This is a genomic window from Burkholderia sp. MSMB1589WGS, assembly GCF_001636105.1.
In the GTDB taxonomy this organism is placed as follows: Bacteria; Pseudomonadota; Gammaproteobacteria; order Burkholderiales; family Burkholderiaceae; genus Burkholderia; species Burkholderia humptydooensis.
In genome coordinates this window covers 1,497,530-1,514,278 of record NZ_LNJT01000008.1, presented here as the reverse complement: position 1 = coordinate 1,514,278, position 16,749 = coordinate 1,497,530, and the positions used below count along the sequence as shown (strand labels likewise).

Annotated in this window: 11 protein-coding genes and 1 pseudogene; 7 read left to right on the top strand and 5 right to left on the bottom strand. The window is 68.7% G+C overall.

What is annotated here, in order from left to right:
- Positions 1–35 precede the first annotated feature (35 nt).
- The gene (gene tssL, locus WT16_RS24395) at positions 36–1,337 is read left to right on the top strand and encodes a type VI secretion system protein TssL, long form (protein ID WP_063534411.1); all 1,302 of its coding nucleotides are present in this window, start codon (positions 36–38) and stop codon (positions 1,335–1,337) included.
- A gap of 29 nt (positions 1,338–1,366) precedes the next feature.
- Complete coding sequence (gene tssM, locus WT16_RS24390; protein ID WP_063534410.1) at positions 1,367–5,398, top strand: type VI secretion system membrane subunit TssM; 4,032 nt, start codon at positions 1,367–1,369, stop codon at positions 5,396–5,398.
- 110 nt (positions 5,399–5,508) lie between these two features.
- On the opposite strand, the gene WT16_RS24385 is transcribed toward tssM, so the two are convergent.
- Together WT16_RS24385 and WT16_RS24380 are read right to left on the bottom strand one after the other, a co-directional pair.
- Positions 5,509–5,805 carry a hypothetical protein gene (locus WT16_RS24385; RefSeq protein ID WP_015602686.1) on the bottom strand — a complete coding sequence of 99 codons (297 nt, stop codon included), beginning with the start codon at positions 5,803–5,805 and terminating at the stop codon, positions 5,509–5,511.
- A 373-nt stretch (positions 5,806–6,178) separates the two neighbouring features.
- Entirely contained in the window at positions 6,179–8,095 is a 1,917-nt protein-coding gene (locus WT16_RS24380) for an SMP-30/gluconolactonase/LRE family protein (protein WP_015603475.1), read from the bottom strand.
- A gap of 637 nt (positions 8,096–8,732) precedes the next feature.
- On the opposite strand from WT16_RS24380, the gene WT16_RS24375 reads away from it, so the two are divergent.
- The 4 genes from WT16_RS24375 (at position 8,733) to WT16_RS24360 (ending at position 12,764) form a co-directional block, all read left to right on the top strand.
- Positions 8,733–9,473, top strand: coding sequence for an SDR family oxidoreductase (locus WT16_RS24375; RefSeq protein ID WP_043283392.1), 741 nt, complete (start codon positions 8,733–8,735; stop codon positions 9,471–9,473).
- A 93-nt stretch (positions 9,474–9,566) separates the two neighbouring features.
- A complete protein-coding gene (locus WT16_RS24370) occupies positions 9,567–10,454 on the top strand; it encodes a LysR family transcriptional regulator (protein WP_063534409.1) in 888 nt (295 codons plus the stop codon).
- Between the two features lie 98 nt (positions 10,455–10,552).
- Positions 10,553–11,800, top strand: a complete 1,248-nt coding sequence (locus WT16_RS24365) for a D-amino acid dehydrogenase (protein ID WP_063534408.1) — start codon at positions 10,553–10,555, stop codon at positions 11,798–11,800.
- A 64-nt stretch (positions 11,801–11,864) separates the two neighbouring features.
- Positions 11,865–12,764 carry a glutamate/aspartate ABC transporter substrate-binding protein gene (locus WT16_RS24360; RefSeq protein WP_075645154.1) on the top strand — a complete coding sequence of 300 codons (900 nt, stop codon included), beginning with the start codon at positions 11,865–11,867 and terminating at the stop codon, positions 12,762–12,764.
- A 59-nt stretch (positions 12,765–12,823) separates the two neighbouring features.
- Here the strand turns inward: WT16_RS24360 and WT16_RS24355 are convergent, their stop codons facing one another.
- Both WT16_RS24355 and WT16_RS24350 read right to left on the bottom strand, forming a co-directional pair.
- Positions 12,824–13,264 (bottom strand): hypothetical protein, encoded by a 441-nt coding sequence (locus WT16_RS24355; RefSeq protein ID WP_015602942.1) that lies wholly within the window; start codon positions 13,262–13,264, stop codon positions 12,824–12,826.
- A gap of 215 nt (positions 13,265–13,479) precedes the next feature.
- A pseudogene (locus WT16_RS24350) lies at positions 13,480–14,617 on the bottom strand (fatty acid desaturase).
- Positions 14,618–14,794: 177 nt separating this feature from the next.
- Between WT16_RS24350 and WT16_RS24345 the strand changes: the two are divergent.
- Positions 14,795–15,631: a PhnD/SsuA/transferrin family substrate-binding protein gene (locus WT16_RS24345; RefSeq protein WP_059933531.1), complete on the top strand. Its 837-nt coding sequence runs from the start codon at positions 14,795–14,797 to the stop codon at positions 15,629–15,631.
- 105 nt (positions 15,632–15,736) lie between these two features.
- Here the strand turns inward: WT16_RS24345 and WT16_RS24340 are convergent, their stop codons facing one another.
- A complete protein-coding gene (locus WT16_RS24340; RefSeq protein ID WP_015603290.1) occupies positions 15,737–16,639 on the bottom strand; it encodes a LysR substrate-binding domain-containing protein in 903 nt (300 codons plus the stop codon).
- Positions 16,640–16,749: the final 110 nt, after the last annotated feature.

The following is a 16,749-nucleotide window of genomic DNA, read 5'->3' as shown; positions in this document are numbered from 1 at the left end:
CGCCATGACGAATCCAACCAGAGTGGGGCATACCAGTGACCTCAGAAGCCGTGCATCATCCGGGCGTATCGGGTCCGCAACCGGGTCCGCCGCCGGGTCCGCAACCGTCCGATCCCGCCGCGGCCACGTTCGCGCGGCGCGATCCGCCGCCGCTGCCGGCCGGCGAGCCGCCCGCCGCCCGCCTCGCCGCGATCAGGCTCGCCCGCAATCCGCTGCTCGAAGCGGCGCGCCCGCTGCTGCGGGCGCTCGCCGACATGCCCGACCGGCTCGATCGCGGCGACATCCCGCAACTGCGCCTGCTGCTCGAACAGGAAGTGCGCCTGTTCCAGCGGCTCTGCGAGCAGGCGAACATCCGGCGCGACCACATGCTCGGCGCGCGCTACTGCCTGTGCACCGCGCTCGACGAGGCGGCGATGCAGACGTCGTGGGCGAAATCGGCGGGCGGCAATCTCGGCACGTGGATCAGCGAGGGGCTCGCGACGTCGTTCCACGAGGATCGCCAGGGCGGCGACAAGGTCTACCTGCTGATCGGCCGGCTGATGAATTCGCCGCACGAGCACGTCGATCTGCTCGAAGTCATCTATCGCATCCTGAGCCTCGGCTTCGAGGGCCGCTACCGTTACGAAGCCGACGGCCAGCGCAAGCACGAGACCGTGCGCCAGCGGCTCTACAACGAGATCGCGTCGCAACGCGGGCCGGTGTCGGTCGCGCTGTCGCCGCACTGGCAGCCGGGCCCCCGGAGCAGGAGCGCGCCGTTGCGCGATTTCCCCGCGTGGATCACCGCCGTCGTGCTGTCGCTGATCGCATTCGGCCTGTTCGGCTACTTCAAGTACGCGCTGTCGATGCGCAGCGCCGACGTGCAGCAGCGGATCGCCGCGATCGCGCGGATGACGCCGCCCGCCGCGCCGGCCGAGCTGCGCCTGAAGGCGCTGCTCGCCGACGAGATCGCGGCGGGCACGGTCAGTGTCGACGAGGACGCGCGCCACAGCTCGGTGACGTTCCGCGGCGACGCGATGTTTCCGCCGGGCGCGGCCGGCGTGAACGCGACGATGGGGCCGCTCGTCAAGAAGATCGCGGCCGAGATCGCGAAAGTGCCGGGCAAGGTGATCGTGCTCGGCTACACCGACAACCAGCCGATCAAGAGCCGTCAATTCGCGTCGAACGAGGCGCTGTCCGAAGAGCGCGCGACGCAGGTCATGCAGATGCTCCAGAGCGCGGGCGTGCCCGCGAGCCGCCTCGAGGCGCTAGGCAAGGGCGACGCGAACCCGATCGGCGACAACCGGACCCCGCAGGGCCGCGCGCTGAACCGCCGCGTCGAAATCACGGTCGCGCGCTGATCCGCGGCCCGCTCACTCGGAACCCCGACATGAACAAGTTCCTGTCCTTTCTGGTGTCGCGACCGTTCCTCGCGTTCGTCGCGCTGCTCGTCGTCGCGCTCGTCATCTGGTTCGCCGGCCCGTTCGTCGCGTTCGGCGGGCTCACGCCGCTCGCGGGCGCGGGCATGCGCGTCCTCGCGATCGTGCTGCTGCTGGCGGGCGTGCTGCTGTGGCTCGCGGGCTGGCCGACGAGCGTGGTGTTCGTCGCACTGCTGTGCGTGCTGATCTGGCATGCGTCGCCGCTGCTCGCGTTCGGCCGCGCGACGCCGTTCGCGCCGGAATCGGTCCGGGCGATCGCGATCGCGGTCGTGCTCGCGGCGTTCGCGCTGCACCTCGCGTTCCGGCTGCTGCGCAAGATGCGCACGGACCCGGACTTTCTGAAGAACCTGCTCGAGTTCGGCAGCAAGCAGCACGAATCGCCCGCGGCCGGCCGGCTGATCGCGGTCAACGCGGCGATCGCCGGCGCGATCGCGCGCCTGAAGGGCATGCGCACCGGCGCGCGCGGGCTCGGCCGTCTGTTGCGCGGCAAGCGCTATCTGTACGAACTGCCGTGGTACGTCACGCTCGGCTCGCAGGCGTCGGGCAAGACGAGCGCGCTCGTCAACGCCGGGCTGTCGTTTCCGGTCGCGGCGCAGATGCAGCGGGCGGCGGCCGGGCTGCCGGATCACGGCGGCTCCGTCGACTGGTGGCTGACCAACGATGCGGTGCTGATCGACACGGCCGGGCATTACACGCGTCACGGCACGTCGACGCAGGCCGTGCCGCAATCGCCCGCCGCCGCGATGGCGACGGCGCCGAACCTCGCGTTCGTCGACGAACGGCAAGCGCAATGGCGGCAGACCGTCGATCAGGCCGAATGGCTCGGCTTTCTTCGGATGCTGCGCAAGCACCGCCCCCGCGAGCCGATCAACGGCGCGCTGCTCGCCGTCGACGTCGCCGCGCTGACGAGCGCCGACGAAAACGCGCGCCATGCCGAAGCCGCCGCGCTGCGCGCGCGGCTCGCCGAACTGCGCGCGGAGCTGGGCGTGCGCTTTCCCGTCTATCTGCTCGTCACGAAGATGGACCGGCTGCCGGGCTTCGCCGAGTACTTCAGCTCGCTGACCACCGAGGGCCGCGCGCAGACGTGGGGCTTCACGCTGCCATACGGCAAGGAGACCATCGCCGACGAAGGCATCCATGCGCGCTGCGCCGACGAGCTGGGCGAGCTGGCCGCGCGGCTCGCGGCGGGCGTCAACACGCGCCTGCAGGAAGAGCACGACACGCAAAGACGCCGCCGGCTCGCCGCGTTGGCGGAGGAATTTCTCGTGCTGACGCGCCCGCTCGGCGAACTGATCGATCGCGTCTTCGTCGATTCCCGCTACGACGACACGCAGCACCACGCGACGCTGCGCGGCGTGTACTTCACGAGCGCCGCGCAGACGGGCGGCGAAATCGTCGCCGAAACGCGCACCGTCGCGCAGCGCCTTGCCGCCGCGACGGGCCGCGCGCCGGCCGCGGCCGCGCGCGCGGCGCAGCAGGAAACCAGCCAGAGCTTCTTCCTGCACGATCTGCTGACGAAGATCGTCATTCCGGACGCGCGTCTCGTCCAGCCGAATCTCCGGTGGGAGTACCGCTCGCGCACGCTCGGCCTCGCCGGTCACGCGCTCGCGCTGCTGCTGTTCGCGTGGGCCGCGATCGGCCTGCGCGTCAGCATGGGCAACAACGGCGATTATCTCGACGCGGTCGCGCGCAAGACGACGGCGCTCGCGTCCCAGGTCGGCCAGTTGTACAGGACGCCGAAGCCCGAGGCCGTGCCCGACGTGCTGACGCAAGCGCGCGCTCTGCCCGCGTACCCAGGGCTCGACCTGTCCGCGCCGGACGGCGGCTGGCGGTTCGGCTTGTACACGCCGCCCGGCATCGTCGCCGAAAGCCAGCGCACGTACAGCGCGCTCGAGGACAACCTGCTGCTGCCGCAGATCGTGAGACGCATCGAGGCGGTGCTGTCGCAGGCGATCGCCGATCGCGATCCGAAGGCCGCGTATGACGCGCTGCGCGTCTACCTGATGCTGTACGACAAGGCCCGCTTCGACGCCGCGCAGGTCGAGGCGTGGGTTCTCGACGACTGGGCGCGGACCGACAGCGCCGCGGTCTTCGGCGGCCGCGCGTCGATGATCGCGCACGTCGGGCAGTTGTTCTCCGGCGAGCGCGTCGTGCAATCCCCGCTGATCCGCAACGACGCGCTGATCCGGCAGGCGCGCGCGTTTCTGGACGGCAGCAACGCGACCGAGCGGCTCTACGAGCGCGCGAAGGCGGCGATGGAGAAAGAAGCGCCCGACGAGTTCACGCTGATCCGGGCCGTCGGCCCGCAGGCCGGCACGGTGTTCACGCGCGCGAGCGGCGCGCCGCTCGCGCGCGGCGTGCCCGGCCTCTTCACGTTCGACGGCTACCGGCGCGTGTTCGACAAGCGTCTCGCCGAATTCGTGCAGGCCGCGCGCGAAGACGACGCATGGGTGATGGGCCGCGCCTATCTCGGCGGCGCTCAAAAAAAAACGGCTGAGATCGCGAATGCGATCGCGCTCGCCGACGATCCGCTGACCGAAGCGATCCGCCGGCAATACCTGATGGAATACGCGCAGCAATGGGACGCGTTTCTCGGCGACATCCGGACGATCGGCGGCACGAGCCTCGCGTTCGACCTCGTGGTGCTGCGCAGCTTCGCGGCGCCGGATTCGCCGCTCGATCGGCTCGCGCGCGCGGCGGTTCGCGAGACGACGCTCGCGCAGCCCGTCGCGAGCGCCGACCGCTCGTTCCTGCAAAAGGCGTCCGACCAGTTGAGCCAGAAAGCGGACAAGGTGCTCGGCGTGCGCGCGGAGGAACGCGTCGAGCGCGAGCTCGTCGACAACCGCTTCGCGGGCCTGCGCGAAATGGTGACGGGCCGAGCGGACACGCAGACGGGCACGCCGCCGCCGGCCGCGCCGGCGGGCAAGAGCGGGCTCGATGCGGTCGCGAACCTGCTGAACGACTATTACACGGCGCTGACCGTCGCGGACGACGCGCTGACGAACAACAGCATGCCGCCCGCGAACGACACCGCGGCGAAGCTGAAGATGGCGGCGCAGACGATGCCCGCGCCGTTTCGCGCGGTGCTGACCGAGCTCGCCGCGCAGGGCTCGCGCGAAGTGAACCGCGGCATCGGCCAGTTGCTGTCGCGACAGTTGCAGGCGACGGTGGGCGACGTGTGCCGCCTCGCGATCGAGGGCAACTATCCGTTCGCGGCCGACAGCAGGCGCGACGTCGGCATCGAGGATTTCACGCGCGTGTTCGCGCAGGGCGGCGTGATCGACGACTTCTTCGCGAAGACGCTCGCGCCGTTCGTCGACACATCGACGCGGCCATGGCGCTACAAGACGCTGCCCGGCGCGACCGAGCCGGTGCAGGGCCCCGATCTCGAACCGTTCCAGCACGCGAAGGCGATCCGCGAAGTGTTTTTCGGCGCGCCCGGCCAGAAGCAGATGGCGTGGAAGGCCGACATCCGGATTCCCGAGCTGGACCCGACGATCACGGGCCTCGCGATCGACATCGACGGACAGACGACGCTCTATCAGCACGGCCCCGTCGCACCGTTCACGGTGAGCTGGCCGGGGCCGCGCGGCGGCGTTCACGCGGAGCTCACCGCGAGCCCGCGGATTCGGCCCGACACGTCGACGGTGTCGACGGACGGCCCGTGGGCGCTGCTGCGCCTGTTGCAGAAGGGGCGCGTGGCCGAAACGGCGACGCCCGGCCGCACGCGCGTCACGCTCGACTTCGACGGCCGCAAGGCGGTGCTCGACATCGCGAGCACCGGCAGCGTCGCGAATCCGCTGACGAGCGACGTGCTGAAGACGTTCCGGTGCCCGGGCGCGATGCCGATGTTCAATCTCGCGGACACCGGCGCGCCGCCCGGACTGCCGCCGGCGAGCCCGCCCGCGCCGCCCGCCGCGGACGCCGCGCATCATGGGCAACAGGCGCGGGCGACACAGGCGGTTCGCTCGCGCGCGCTGTGAACGTTGCGAACGTCGTGCCGCAGCAAGTGTCGCCTCGGCGTGAGGCGCAGGCGTAAGCGGCATCGACGGCGCGCGGCGAAGCGACTCGCGCGGCAAGCGCCGCGGCCGCTTCAGTCGAGCCAGTCGCGATAGCAGCGCCAGCCCTCGTAGCCGCCCGAACGGCTGCGCTGCACATACTCGTAGAGCGCGCTGGATCGCGACGGCTCGGCGTCGTCCGGCTGATCCTTTCCGACCGTGACGAGCGTGACGGTGGCGATCAGCGTGCCTTTCGGCTCCTCGGCGATCGACGGCATGACGTCGACGTAAGAACACGTTTCGCGCGCGCGCTTCAAGGTTTTCTCGAATCGCTTTTCGAAGTGATCGAGCAGTTCTTGCCGAAGCCGATTCATCGTGTATTCGTTGCGCATGCGGTCCCTCGTTTCTTCGAGTCATGTCGTGTGGAACGGGTTATCGGCACGGATCGCCGCGCCTTTAGCGACGCGGCGATCCGGCGTCACGATGTTCGATTAATAGATCGGCCCATGATCAAAGGCGTTCCACTGACGTCACGCGCGGCGCATCGGCGCTTCGTCCGCGACAGGGCGAGCGCCGCCCGGAATTTCGAACCGAGGTGGGGATAAGAAATTTGAATCACCTGCGCGTTTTCATGGCGATTGGTTTCTTCGTCAATGAAATGAAGGGTGCCGTAATGTTTTTATCATATTTACTAAACAATGCGAAACAGCGTGCAACACGGCGTTCTTATTTCAAATGTCCGCGCGGCGATGCGCGCGGACGCCGTCACGGCCGCCAGCGATAGACGACGATGCTCGATCCGTTGTAGTTGTCCTTCGTGACCACGTATTCGCCGGTCGATCGCAGATACGCCCTGAGGCCGTACATCGAATCGACGTCGTTGCCGACGTCCATCATGCCGGTGTTCGAGTTGGTCAGCGTGGTGACGAGCTGGCCCGTGTTGAGATCGAATACGTCGATATTCGGCACCGTGTGCACGTAGCCGACGAACAGATAGTTGCCGGCCGCCGCGATCGACTTCGGATTGGGGCTCGCGAGCGTGATGACCGGATTCGGCTGCGCGACGTTGCCCGCGTTCCAGCCGTGATACACCTCGATCCGCCCGTTCATCGCGGTCCAGTCCCAGCTCCCCGCGATGCCCTGCGCGAGGATCATCGTATCGCTGTCCGACAGGTAGAGAATGCGCGTGGTCGGCTGGACGCTCGCCGGCGTCGGGATCGACACGGGCGCGCCCCACGACGGCTTGCCGTTCGCATCGAAGCCCGTCAGCGGGTAGTGCGAGATCGCGTTCGTCCCGTTGAGGCCCGCCCACACGTCGCCCTTGTTGTCGATCGAGAAACCCGCCGTCACCTGCAGCGACGTATTGAACCCCTTGCCCGGCAGCGACGCGTCGGGAATCGCGATGTAGCCGCTCGCCGCGTTGAAGTGATAGAAGTTGAAGTTGCCTGGGTTCTGCCCCGACGCGACGAGTATCTTGTTGCCGCCGACGCTGACGAGCTGGCCGAAATGCTGGCCGCGCTGATAGTCGTTCATGTCGAGACGCGGGTCGGACGGATACGTGAACGGATCGACCGTGTTCGCGATGAAGGTGCCGCCCGCCGTGCCCGAGTAAATGTTCATTCCGCTGTAGAACAGCGTGCCGTCTGTCGTCGGATCAGGCGCCGCGATCGCCTCGAAGTTCAGCGCCTGCAGCTTCCACAGCGAATTGCCGAGCGCGCCGTATGCGTGAATGTCGGTCGCGCCGTTGCGGCCGAGATCCCAGCCGCCGCCCCACGGATTGTTGAGCACGTACAGCGTGCCGGCCGAATCCTTGCCGATGCCGACCACGCGCGTGAAGCGCCTGTCGCCGACCTGGCCCCTGATGCCCGTCGTCGTGTCGAGGTAGCCGCCCTGCACGCCGAACGTGCCGACCTGCGTCGGCGCGCCCGCGATCGCGTAGAGCTTGATGTTCATGTCGGGCCCCTGATCGCCGACCATCAACTGCCGCTTCGACGCGTCGTAATACAGCGAAGCCGGCCGCGACGCGGTCGGCATCTGGATCGTGTTCAGCAGCGCGCCGGCCGGGCCGAATTCGACGATCTTCGCCGCATTCTTTTGCGCGACCCACAGGTTTCCGGCATCGTCGAGCGCGAGCGCGCCGGGGTTCGTGATGCCGATGTCGCGTTGCCAGACGCCGTCGGTCGTGAATACGCGCACGCGATTGCCGAAGTAGTCGCTCGCATAGAGCAGCGTGCCCGCGGTCGCGAGGCCGGTGATCACGTCGGCCCGGCTGACCGCGTTCCACACGCTGACCGGAATCGTGAGGTCGCGCTGCAGCGTCGCCCGGTTGTAGCGCCCCACCGTGCCGCTGCCCTGCGGGGTGCTGTACTGCATCGCCGCGAAGACCGACGTTGCGTTGCCGGTGATCGCCCCGCCCTGAAACTCCGCGTGCGTGCCGATCGAGCCGAGGGTCTTGCCGTTCTGGTAGATCGCGACGCCGCCCGCGTTTTCGTCCCAGAAGGACGCCGTATAGATCACGCCTTCTGGCGAGACCCACATCGACCGCGCGTTGTTGCCGACGTGCGATGCGATGGTGCCATAGGTGTTCGCGATCCAGTCCGTCGTGTATTGCGCGTGCGCTGCGTGCGCGGCCAGCCCGACGAACGCGGCGGCGAACACGGCACGGATTCGTTTCTTGACCATGAATCATGCTCTCCCGATCTGCCCCGTCGAAACTATAAGTCGCCGGGTATGACATAGGTGAGTACGACGAACGAATCGTCGCAGCCCTCGTTGATTGGTCGCCCGCCACTGCCGCCGCGCTGCGTTTGTTTCGCGCCGACGCCATTCACTCGTCAGGCCGGCTGCCGACGCATTCGGCATTCAATTCCCGGCTGAATTGCTGTGCGAATGCCTGCGTAATCGGCTCCATCGGGCGTGAGTTTCGAAGACGGCTTCGAAAAATCCGGCGAAAGCGCGCCGCCATTCGACGGTTTGCATCGCCGGGCCGGCGGATTCGCCGAATCGTTTTCACTTCGCATTCGGCATGTCATCGACGATTCGGAGTCAAGGCTAGCATGCAATCGTGTCATGAAGAAATTCGTCAGAAATTGCCCAGGCTTTAATCGCAGACGGGCGACCTCGCCAAAAAACGGATTGCATGAGCGGAACGTTTGCGCCAAGCCGGCGCCGACGTTACGATACCGGCTCGTCCGATCGTCGCGCCGCGCGCCGGCCCGCGGGCGGACAAACGCCGCTCGAATCCGTCACCGACGCATGCCGCATCGCGCACCCCGTTCCCTTCATTTTTCGCATCGACATGGCCACTTCCCCTTCTCCACTGCCCGCCGTTCGCGCGATCGTCACCGGCCACACGCGCGGGCTCGGCGCCGCGCTCGCCGCGCAACTGCTGCAGCGGGACATCGCGGTGCTCGGTCTGTCGCGCAGCCGCCATCCGTCGCTCGGCGCGCAGGCACGCGGCAGGCTCGTCGAGGCCGAGCTGGATCTGTCGGACCCGGCGCGCGTTCAGGCCTGGCTCGGCGGCGATGCGCTCGGCGAATTCGTCTCCGGCGCGAGCCGCGTGCTGCTGTTCAACAACGCGGGAACCGTCGAGCCGATCGGCCCGCTCGACACGCAGGACGCGGCGGCGATCGCGCGCGCGGTCGGCCTGAACGTCGCGACGCCGCTGATGCTCGCGAGCGCGATCGCGAAGATCGCGCCGGAAACGGCCGAGCGCCGCATCGCCCACGTCTCGAGCGGCGCGGCGCGCAACGCGTATGCGGGCTGGAGCGTCTACTGCGCGACCAAGGCCGCGCTCGATCATCATGCGCGGGCGGTCGCGCTGGACGCGAATCGCGCGCTGCGGATCTGCAGCGTCGCGCCGGGCGTCGTGGACACCGGCATGCAGGCGACGATCCGCGCGACGAGCGGCGACCGGTTTCCGTCGCGCGAGCGGTTCGAGCAACTGAAGTCGAGCGGCGCGCTGACAACGCCTGACGACGCCGCGCGCCAATTGATCGACTATGTGCTGAGCGACGATTTCGGCACGACGCCGACCGCCGACATCCGCAACCTGGGGTGACGCCGGAGCGGCCGCCTTCCGTGCCGAACAGGATTGCGAACGGCCGCGACACGCGGTAGTGTCCAACGCACGAAGATCCGCCTCGCCCCCGTCATGCGCCTGCGCCACATCGAAGTCTTCCATGCGATCATGCGCACCGGCTCGCTGTCGAAAGCCGCGCAGTTGCTGTGCGTATCGCAGCCCGCCGTCAGCAAGGTGCTCGCGCACGCCGAGCAGAACCTCGGCATCCGTCTCTTCAACCGCGCGCACGGCCGCCTGCTGCCGACGCGCGAAGCCGAGCTGCTGTTCGGCGAGACGCAGAAACTCCAGTCGAGCCTCGACCGCATCCGCACGCTCGCGCGCAATCTGGCGCTGCAGCCCGAGGGCCATCTGCGCGTCGGCTGCCTGCCGAGTCTCGGCCTGAGCCTGATCCCGCAGGCCGTGAAGGCGTTCCGCGGCGATTACCCGCGCGTCGCGCTGAAGATCCAGACCTTGCACACCGACGCGCTGCTGAACGCGTTGCTCACGCGCGATCTCGACGTCGCCGTCGCGATCGATCCGCCGACGCGGCCCGGCATCACGTCGACCGAGCTCGGCCGCACGGCCGTCGTCAGCGTCGGCCCGCCCGACGACGACGCGCAGGACGCACCGCTGTCGCTGCACGAATTCATGGAAGGCGAATCGATCGGCATCGGCACCGAAGACCCGCTCGGCGACGCGATCGGCAATGCGCTCGAAGCGTTCGGCGAAGATCGCGTGACGATGGTCGAGGCGCATACGTGGTACGTCGCGCGGGCGCTCGCCGCGCGCGGCGTCGGCCGCGTGCTGCTCGACGAGCTGACGGCGCGCGCGCCCGGCGAGCCGGTCGCGATCCGGCCGATCGAGCCGGCGCTGTCGGTCGGCGTGTTCGCGCTGTGGCGCGACGGCGGCCTCGACTCGCACGCGGGCGCGACGTTCATCGACGCGCTGCGCGCGCCGTTCGGCGCGCGCCGACGCCCTTAACCCAGGGTTATGGGGCCGCACATCTGCTCACTTGCCCGAACCATTTCGGCCGGCAAGACTGAACCGCATCGACAACCCTTCAAGGACGGCCGGCATTCATGCGGATCTGCGTATTGGGCGCGGGCGTCGTCGGCCTGACGACCGCCTACTATCTCGCGCGCGAAGGCCACGACGTGACGGTGCTGGAAGCGCGCCCGGACGCCGTGCTCGACGCCAGTTTCGCGAACGGCGGGCAGTTGAGCTACAGCTATGTCGCGCCGCTCGCCGATCCCGCGGTGCTAAGCAAGCTGCCCGCGTGGCTCGCGAAGCCCGATTCGGCGCTGCGCTTCGTGCCGCGGCTCGATGCCGATCAATGGCTGTGGTGCGCCGCGTTTCTCGCCGCATGCCGCACCGCCCGCGCGCGGCAAACCGCCGCCGAAATGCTCGAGCTCGGCGCGCTCAGCCGCGCGGCGCTGCACGCGCTCATCGAGCAGGAAGCGCTCGACTTCGACTATGCGCGCAACGGCAAGCTCGTCGTCTACCGCAACCGGCATGAATTCGACCGCGCGCGCCGCGCGATGGACCATCTGATCGCGGCCGGCGCGCGGCAGCACGCGCTCGACGCGGCCGCGTGCGTCGCGCTGGAGCCCGCGCTCGCGCCCTCGGCCGGCCTGCTCGCGGGCGGCATTCATACGCCGTCCGAAGAAGTCGGCGACTGCCGCCGGTTCGGCGTCGGGCTCGCCCGCGTGCTGCGCGAGCGGCTCCACGTCACGATCCACTACGAAACGCCGGTCGACGCGCTGCGCACCGAAGGCGCGACGATCGTCGCGGCGCGCACCGCACGCGGCGACATCGGCGCCGACGCGTTCGTCCTGTCCGCGGGCAACGGCAGCGCGCCGATGCTGCGCCGGCTCGGCATGCGGCTGCCGATCTATCCACTGACGGGCTACAGCCTGACGCTGCCCGGGCGGCACGATGCGATGCCGCGCGTGAGCGTGACGGACCTGCATCGCAAGATCGTTTATGCGCCGCTCGGCGCGCGCTTGCGGATCGCGGGCATGGTCGAGATCGCCGGCCTTCGTTCGTCCGGCGCCGCGCGCCGGCTCGCGTTGCTCGCGCGGCAGGCGCAGGAGATCTTTCCGCACGCGGGCGACTATGCGCACGGCGAAACGTGGTGCGGGCATCGCCCCGCGACGCCCGACGGCAAGCCTTTGATCGGCGCGACGCCGTTGCGGAATCTGTGGCTCAACACCGGCCACGGCGCGCTCGGCTTCACGCTCGCCTGCGGCAGCGCGCGCGTGCTGGCCGACCTGATCGCGGGCCGCAAGCCCGCACTGGACACCCGCGCATATGCGCTGCATCGTTGAGCCCGATGCGCGCGTTGCACGACCCGATTTGCCCCCCCACTATCCGTACCGTCAGGAGACCTCGATGATGAAACCCCTTCGCCCGTTGCTCTCGATCGCCATCGGCTGCGCGCTCGCCGCCGCCGCGCACGCGGACGACGCCAGCCCGACGCTGAAGAAAATTCGCGATACGGGCGTCGTCACGCTCGGCGTGCGCGAATCGTCCGTTCCGTTCTCGTACTACGATCAGCAGCAACAGACGATCGGCTACTCGCAGGAGATCGCGCTGAAGATCGTCGATGAAATCAAGAAGGAGCTGAACCGGCCGAACCTGACGGTCCGCGAGATTCCGATCACGTCGCAGAACCGCATTCCGCTCGTGCAGAACGGCACCGTCGATCTGGAGTGCGGCTCGACCACGCACACGAAGGAACGCGCGAACCAGGTGTCGTTCTCGAACAGCATCTTTCAATACGGGATGCGCCTGATCGTGAAGAAATCATCCGGCGTGAAGGACTTCCCCGATCTTGCAGGCAAGACCGTCGCGACGACGGCCGGCACGACCGAGGAACGGCTGCTGAGGCAATGGAACGCCGAGAAAGGCATGTCGATGCAGATCATCAGCGCGAAGGATCACGCCGATGCGTTCCTGAACGTCAAGAACGGCCGCGCGGTGGCGTTCTTCATGGACGAGCCGCTGCTGTACGGCGCGAAGGCGAAGGAGGCGAATCCGGGCGACTACGCGATCACGGGAAATTCTCCGGTATCCGAAGCGTATGGCTGCATGCTGCGCAAGGACGACCCCGGCTTCAAGCAGCTCGCGGATCGCGTGATCGCGCGGATGCAGCGCTCGGGCGAGGCCGAGGCGCTGTACGTGAAGTGGTTCAACCGGCCGATTCCGCCGAAGGGCGTCAATCTCGACTATCCGTTGTCGGCGGACATGAGGAAGTTGTTCGCGAATCCGAACGACAAGGCGCTCGATTGAGCGGGCGGGCGATCGTGCCCGCGAACGCGGGATGACCTCGATCGGGCCCGCCTCGCCGATCAGTGGCGGTGATGATGCTTGCCGTGATGCTTGCCGCCGCGATAGCCGCGATCGTAGTCGTCGTTGTAAGAGTTCGAGCGCGAGATGTTGCCGCCGAGCGCAGCGCCCGCGCCGCCGCCGACGGCCGCGCCGATCAGGCCGCCGCTGCGGCCGCCCATCGCGTTGCCGGCCGCGGTGCCCGCGCCGCCGCCGAGCGCGCCGCCGATGATCGCGCCCGTGCGCTCGCGGCGATTCGACGTGACCGCGCCGCCCGCGCCGCCGCCGACCGCCCCGCCGATCACAGCCCCCGTGCTGCCGCCCACGGCGCCGCCGACCGCCGCGCCGGCCACGCCGCCGAGCGCGCCGCCGAGCGCGTTGTTCATGTCGCCGGCGACGGCCGGCAGCGACGCCGCAGCGGCCAGCGCCGCGACAGCCATGATCTGGATGAGTTTCTTCGACATAGTTGACAGGTCTTGTTTCGTTTTGGATTTGAAGCAGCGCCGAGTATACCGGGGCGACGAAAGGCATCTGTTGCCTTTCGGCACGAAGCTGGTAAGAGATGTAACAAAGTGATCGGGCCGCGTTGCGGCGGCGTGGGCGCGGTGACGGGCGGGCGCCGTCGCCTTTCGCGTCCGCTTCCGCGCCAACCCGACCCGCGCGTTCGTTCGAACGCTCGTCAACCGCCGGTCTGAACGCAGTCGTCGATCACCGCGACGCGCGCCCGCTGCGACGCGTGCCCGGCTGCGCCGCCCCCGGCGAACGGATGCACGGGCGAATCGGTCTCGCGCCACGCATGGCGTTTCAGCAGTTCCCAATAGCCGCCGCGAATCACGAAGCCGCCGCATTTCCGCGCGTAAGCGCCGCGCCGCATCCGATATGCGCGCGGCAGGTGATACCACGGCAGCTTCGGCAAATCGTGATGCACGAGGTGATAGTTGTTGTTCAGGTACAGCATGCGCATTGCGAGGCCCGCCTCGTTGATCGCGATGCGCGCCTTCGGATGCTCGGCCGCGCGATGCTCGTACAACGAACGAATCATCGCGAGCGACTGCGCGGGCCACGTGATCGCGAGCAGGTAATACCACCACGGCACGCCGATCGACCATTGCAGCCACGCGAGCAATGCGGCAACCGACGCGACGTGCGCGGCCCACATCGGCGCATGGCGCCAGTCGCCGCGGCACCACGCGCGCAGCGCGTCCGCGCCCATCGCGGCGACGCTCGCGGGCGGCCCGACGACGAGCCGCCCGACGAAGCTCTTGCGCGCGCGCCACAGCGCGCGCCGCCAGCGCGGCAGCCGCGCCCATTGCGCGAGCAGCACGTAATTGCTTTCGGGATCGATGCCCGGCGCAGTCAGATCTTCGTCGCGATGATGTTCGAGATGCATGTCGCGATACAGCGTGTACGGATACCAGACCGCGAGCGGAGGATAGCCGAGCAGCTTGTTCACGCACGCGGAACGCGTCGGATGGCCGTGCAGCAGCTCGTGCTGCAACGACATGTGCCACGCGCACAGCGCGATCAGCAGCGGCGTCGCGGCCGCGAGCGGCAGTTGCCCGGCGCGCACGCCCAGCAGCACGCCAAGCCAGCCGCCGTAGATCACGAAGATCAGCAGCCAGGTCGGCCACTCGGTGCGCGCGGCGAAGCGATCGCCGAGCGCCTCGATCTCGCGCGCATGATCTACATCGAAATATTCGGCCATGTTCCGGTGGTGACAGCGGCCGAACGTCGACAAGCGCGCGGACGACAACGACGTCTCCCGCGGCACGCACAGCCCAAGCGTGCACCGTAACCAGTCGCCGCGGCCGGACCAACCAATGGATTCGCATTTGCTTATGCGTCGCGGCGAGCGTTCGATGTGGCGAAATCGCAAAAGGCGGCGCGGCGAATCGGTTCCGCCGGACGCGACCGGGGCGGCGATGCGTTTGCGGCGCCCGGCAAGCGGCGGGCGAGCCGCGCGCGTGATGTCCGTAAATCCGTAGAATGGCCGCATGACTCGATGGCTCGCCGGATTGCCGATGTACAACGTGACGCCGCGGCACGCCGCGCTGTGGCAATCGCTGCTGCGCGACGCGCTGCGCGCGTTCGCGCGCGCGGGCGGCCCGGCCGGCGTCGCGCTGCTCGGCGAGCCGTCGGGCGCGCCTTTCGGCGAGTTGCTGCCGCTGTGGCGCCGCGACGATCTGCTGCTGTCACAAACGTGCGGCTATCCGTACCGGATGCTCGGCGTCGGCGATGCGGTCCATCTGATCGCGACGCCCGTCTTCGACGCGCCCGGCTGCGACGGGCCGCGCTATCGAAGCATGCTCGTCGTGTCGGCCGATGCGCACGCGCGCGGCGCGACGACGCTCGCCGCGTGCCGTGGCCTGCGCGCCGCCTGCAACGGCGACGATTCGCACAGCGGAATGAACGCGTTACGTCATGCGGTCGCGCCGCATGCGCGCGGCGGGCGCTTCTTCTCGGCGGTCGTGCGTACCGGCTCGCATCTGGATGCACTGCGCGCGCTCGACGCGGGCGGCGCGGATCTCGCCGCGATCGATTGCGTCACGCTCGCCTACGTGCGCGATGCGCTGCCCGGATTGCTGCGGCGCGTGCGGACCATCGGCGCGACGGCGGCCGCGCCGGGCCTGCCGTTCGTCGCATCGCGCGCGCTTGCCGACGAACACGCCGCCGCGCTGCGCGATGCGCTCGATGCGGCTGCCGCGATCGATGCCGAACGCGCGCGCGTGCTGCGGCTGCGCGGCTTTGCGCGACTCGCGCCCGATGCCTATGCGCAGATCGAACGATTCGAGCGCGAGGCGGCCGCGCTCGGTTATCCGGTGCTTGCGTGACATGTAACGTGCGACGTGCAATGCCCGGCGCGCGCTGCCGATCAACACGGTGAACATGACCGTGATCGCCCGCGCCGCGGCCGCGTGACGCACAGCCGCTGCGCGTCAACGCAGCCCATGCCGGCGCGCCGCGTCGCGCATGCAATCGACGAGCATCGCCGCAGCCGGCGTGAGCGGGCTGTCGCGGCGCGTCACCACCTGCACGGACACGGCCGGCAGCGCCTCGCGTATCGGCAGCACGGCGATGTGATCGCGCGACCATTCGACGCCGAGCAGTTGCTCGGGCATCGACGCAATCAGATCGGAGCCCTGAATGAGACAGTGCGCGATCGCGTAGCTCGGGCACTCGACGACGCGCGCCGGCGCCGGCAGGCCGTGCTCGGCGAAACAGTTGAACATCAACTGCGTCGAGCTTTCGGGCGACGGATTCATCAGCCAGTCGGCATCGACGAGATCGGCGAGCGACGTCGCAGATGCGAGCGGATGACCCTTGCGCGCGACGATCACGTGCCGGCTCGCATACAGCGCCGAGTGATCGAACTCCGCGGCAAGCAGCTCCGGCACCACCACCGACACGGCGAAATCGAGTGACCCGTCATGCAGCTTCGGCAACGCGACGCCGGGAAATCCTTCGACGATGCTCACGCGCGCGCGCGGAAACCGCCGGCGAAACGCACGAAATGCGTCCGGCAGGATCGTCACCGCGGCGGCCGGCGTGATCGCGGCGGCGACGGCGCCCGTCGTCGCGCCCTGCGCCTGCTCGATATCGTCACGCGCGCGCTGCATCTCGGCAACGATCAGGCTCGCGCGCACCTGGAGCTGCTGGCCGAAGCCGGTGAGCTGCACGCCGCGCGCGGTGCGCACGACAAGCGACACGCCGAGCGCGAGCTCGAGCTCCTTCACGGCCTTCGTCAGTGCGGCGGGCGACACGTTCAGCCGGCGCGCCGCCGCGCGGATGCTGCCTTCGTCGGCCACGGCGACGAACGCTTTCAACTGATGATATTTCATGGGAAAACGCGCGGTTCGAAGAAGCCGCTCATCGGCTGCGCCCCAGCGGATCAGGGTGTTCCCTAGAGGCAACCTGCGGTGAGCACCGACGCAATTTATCAGCTTATGGT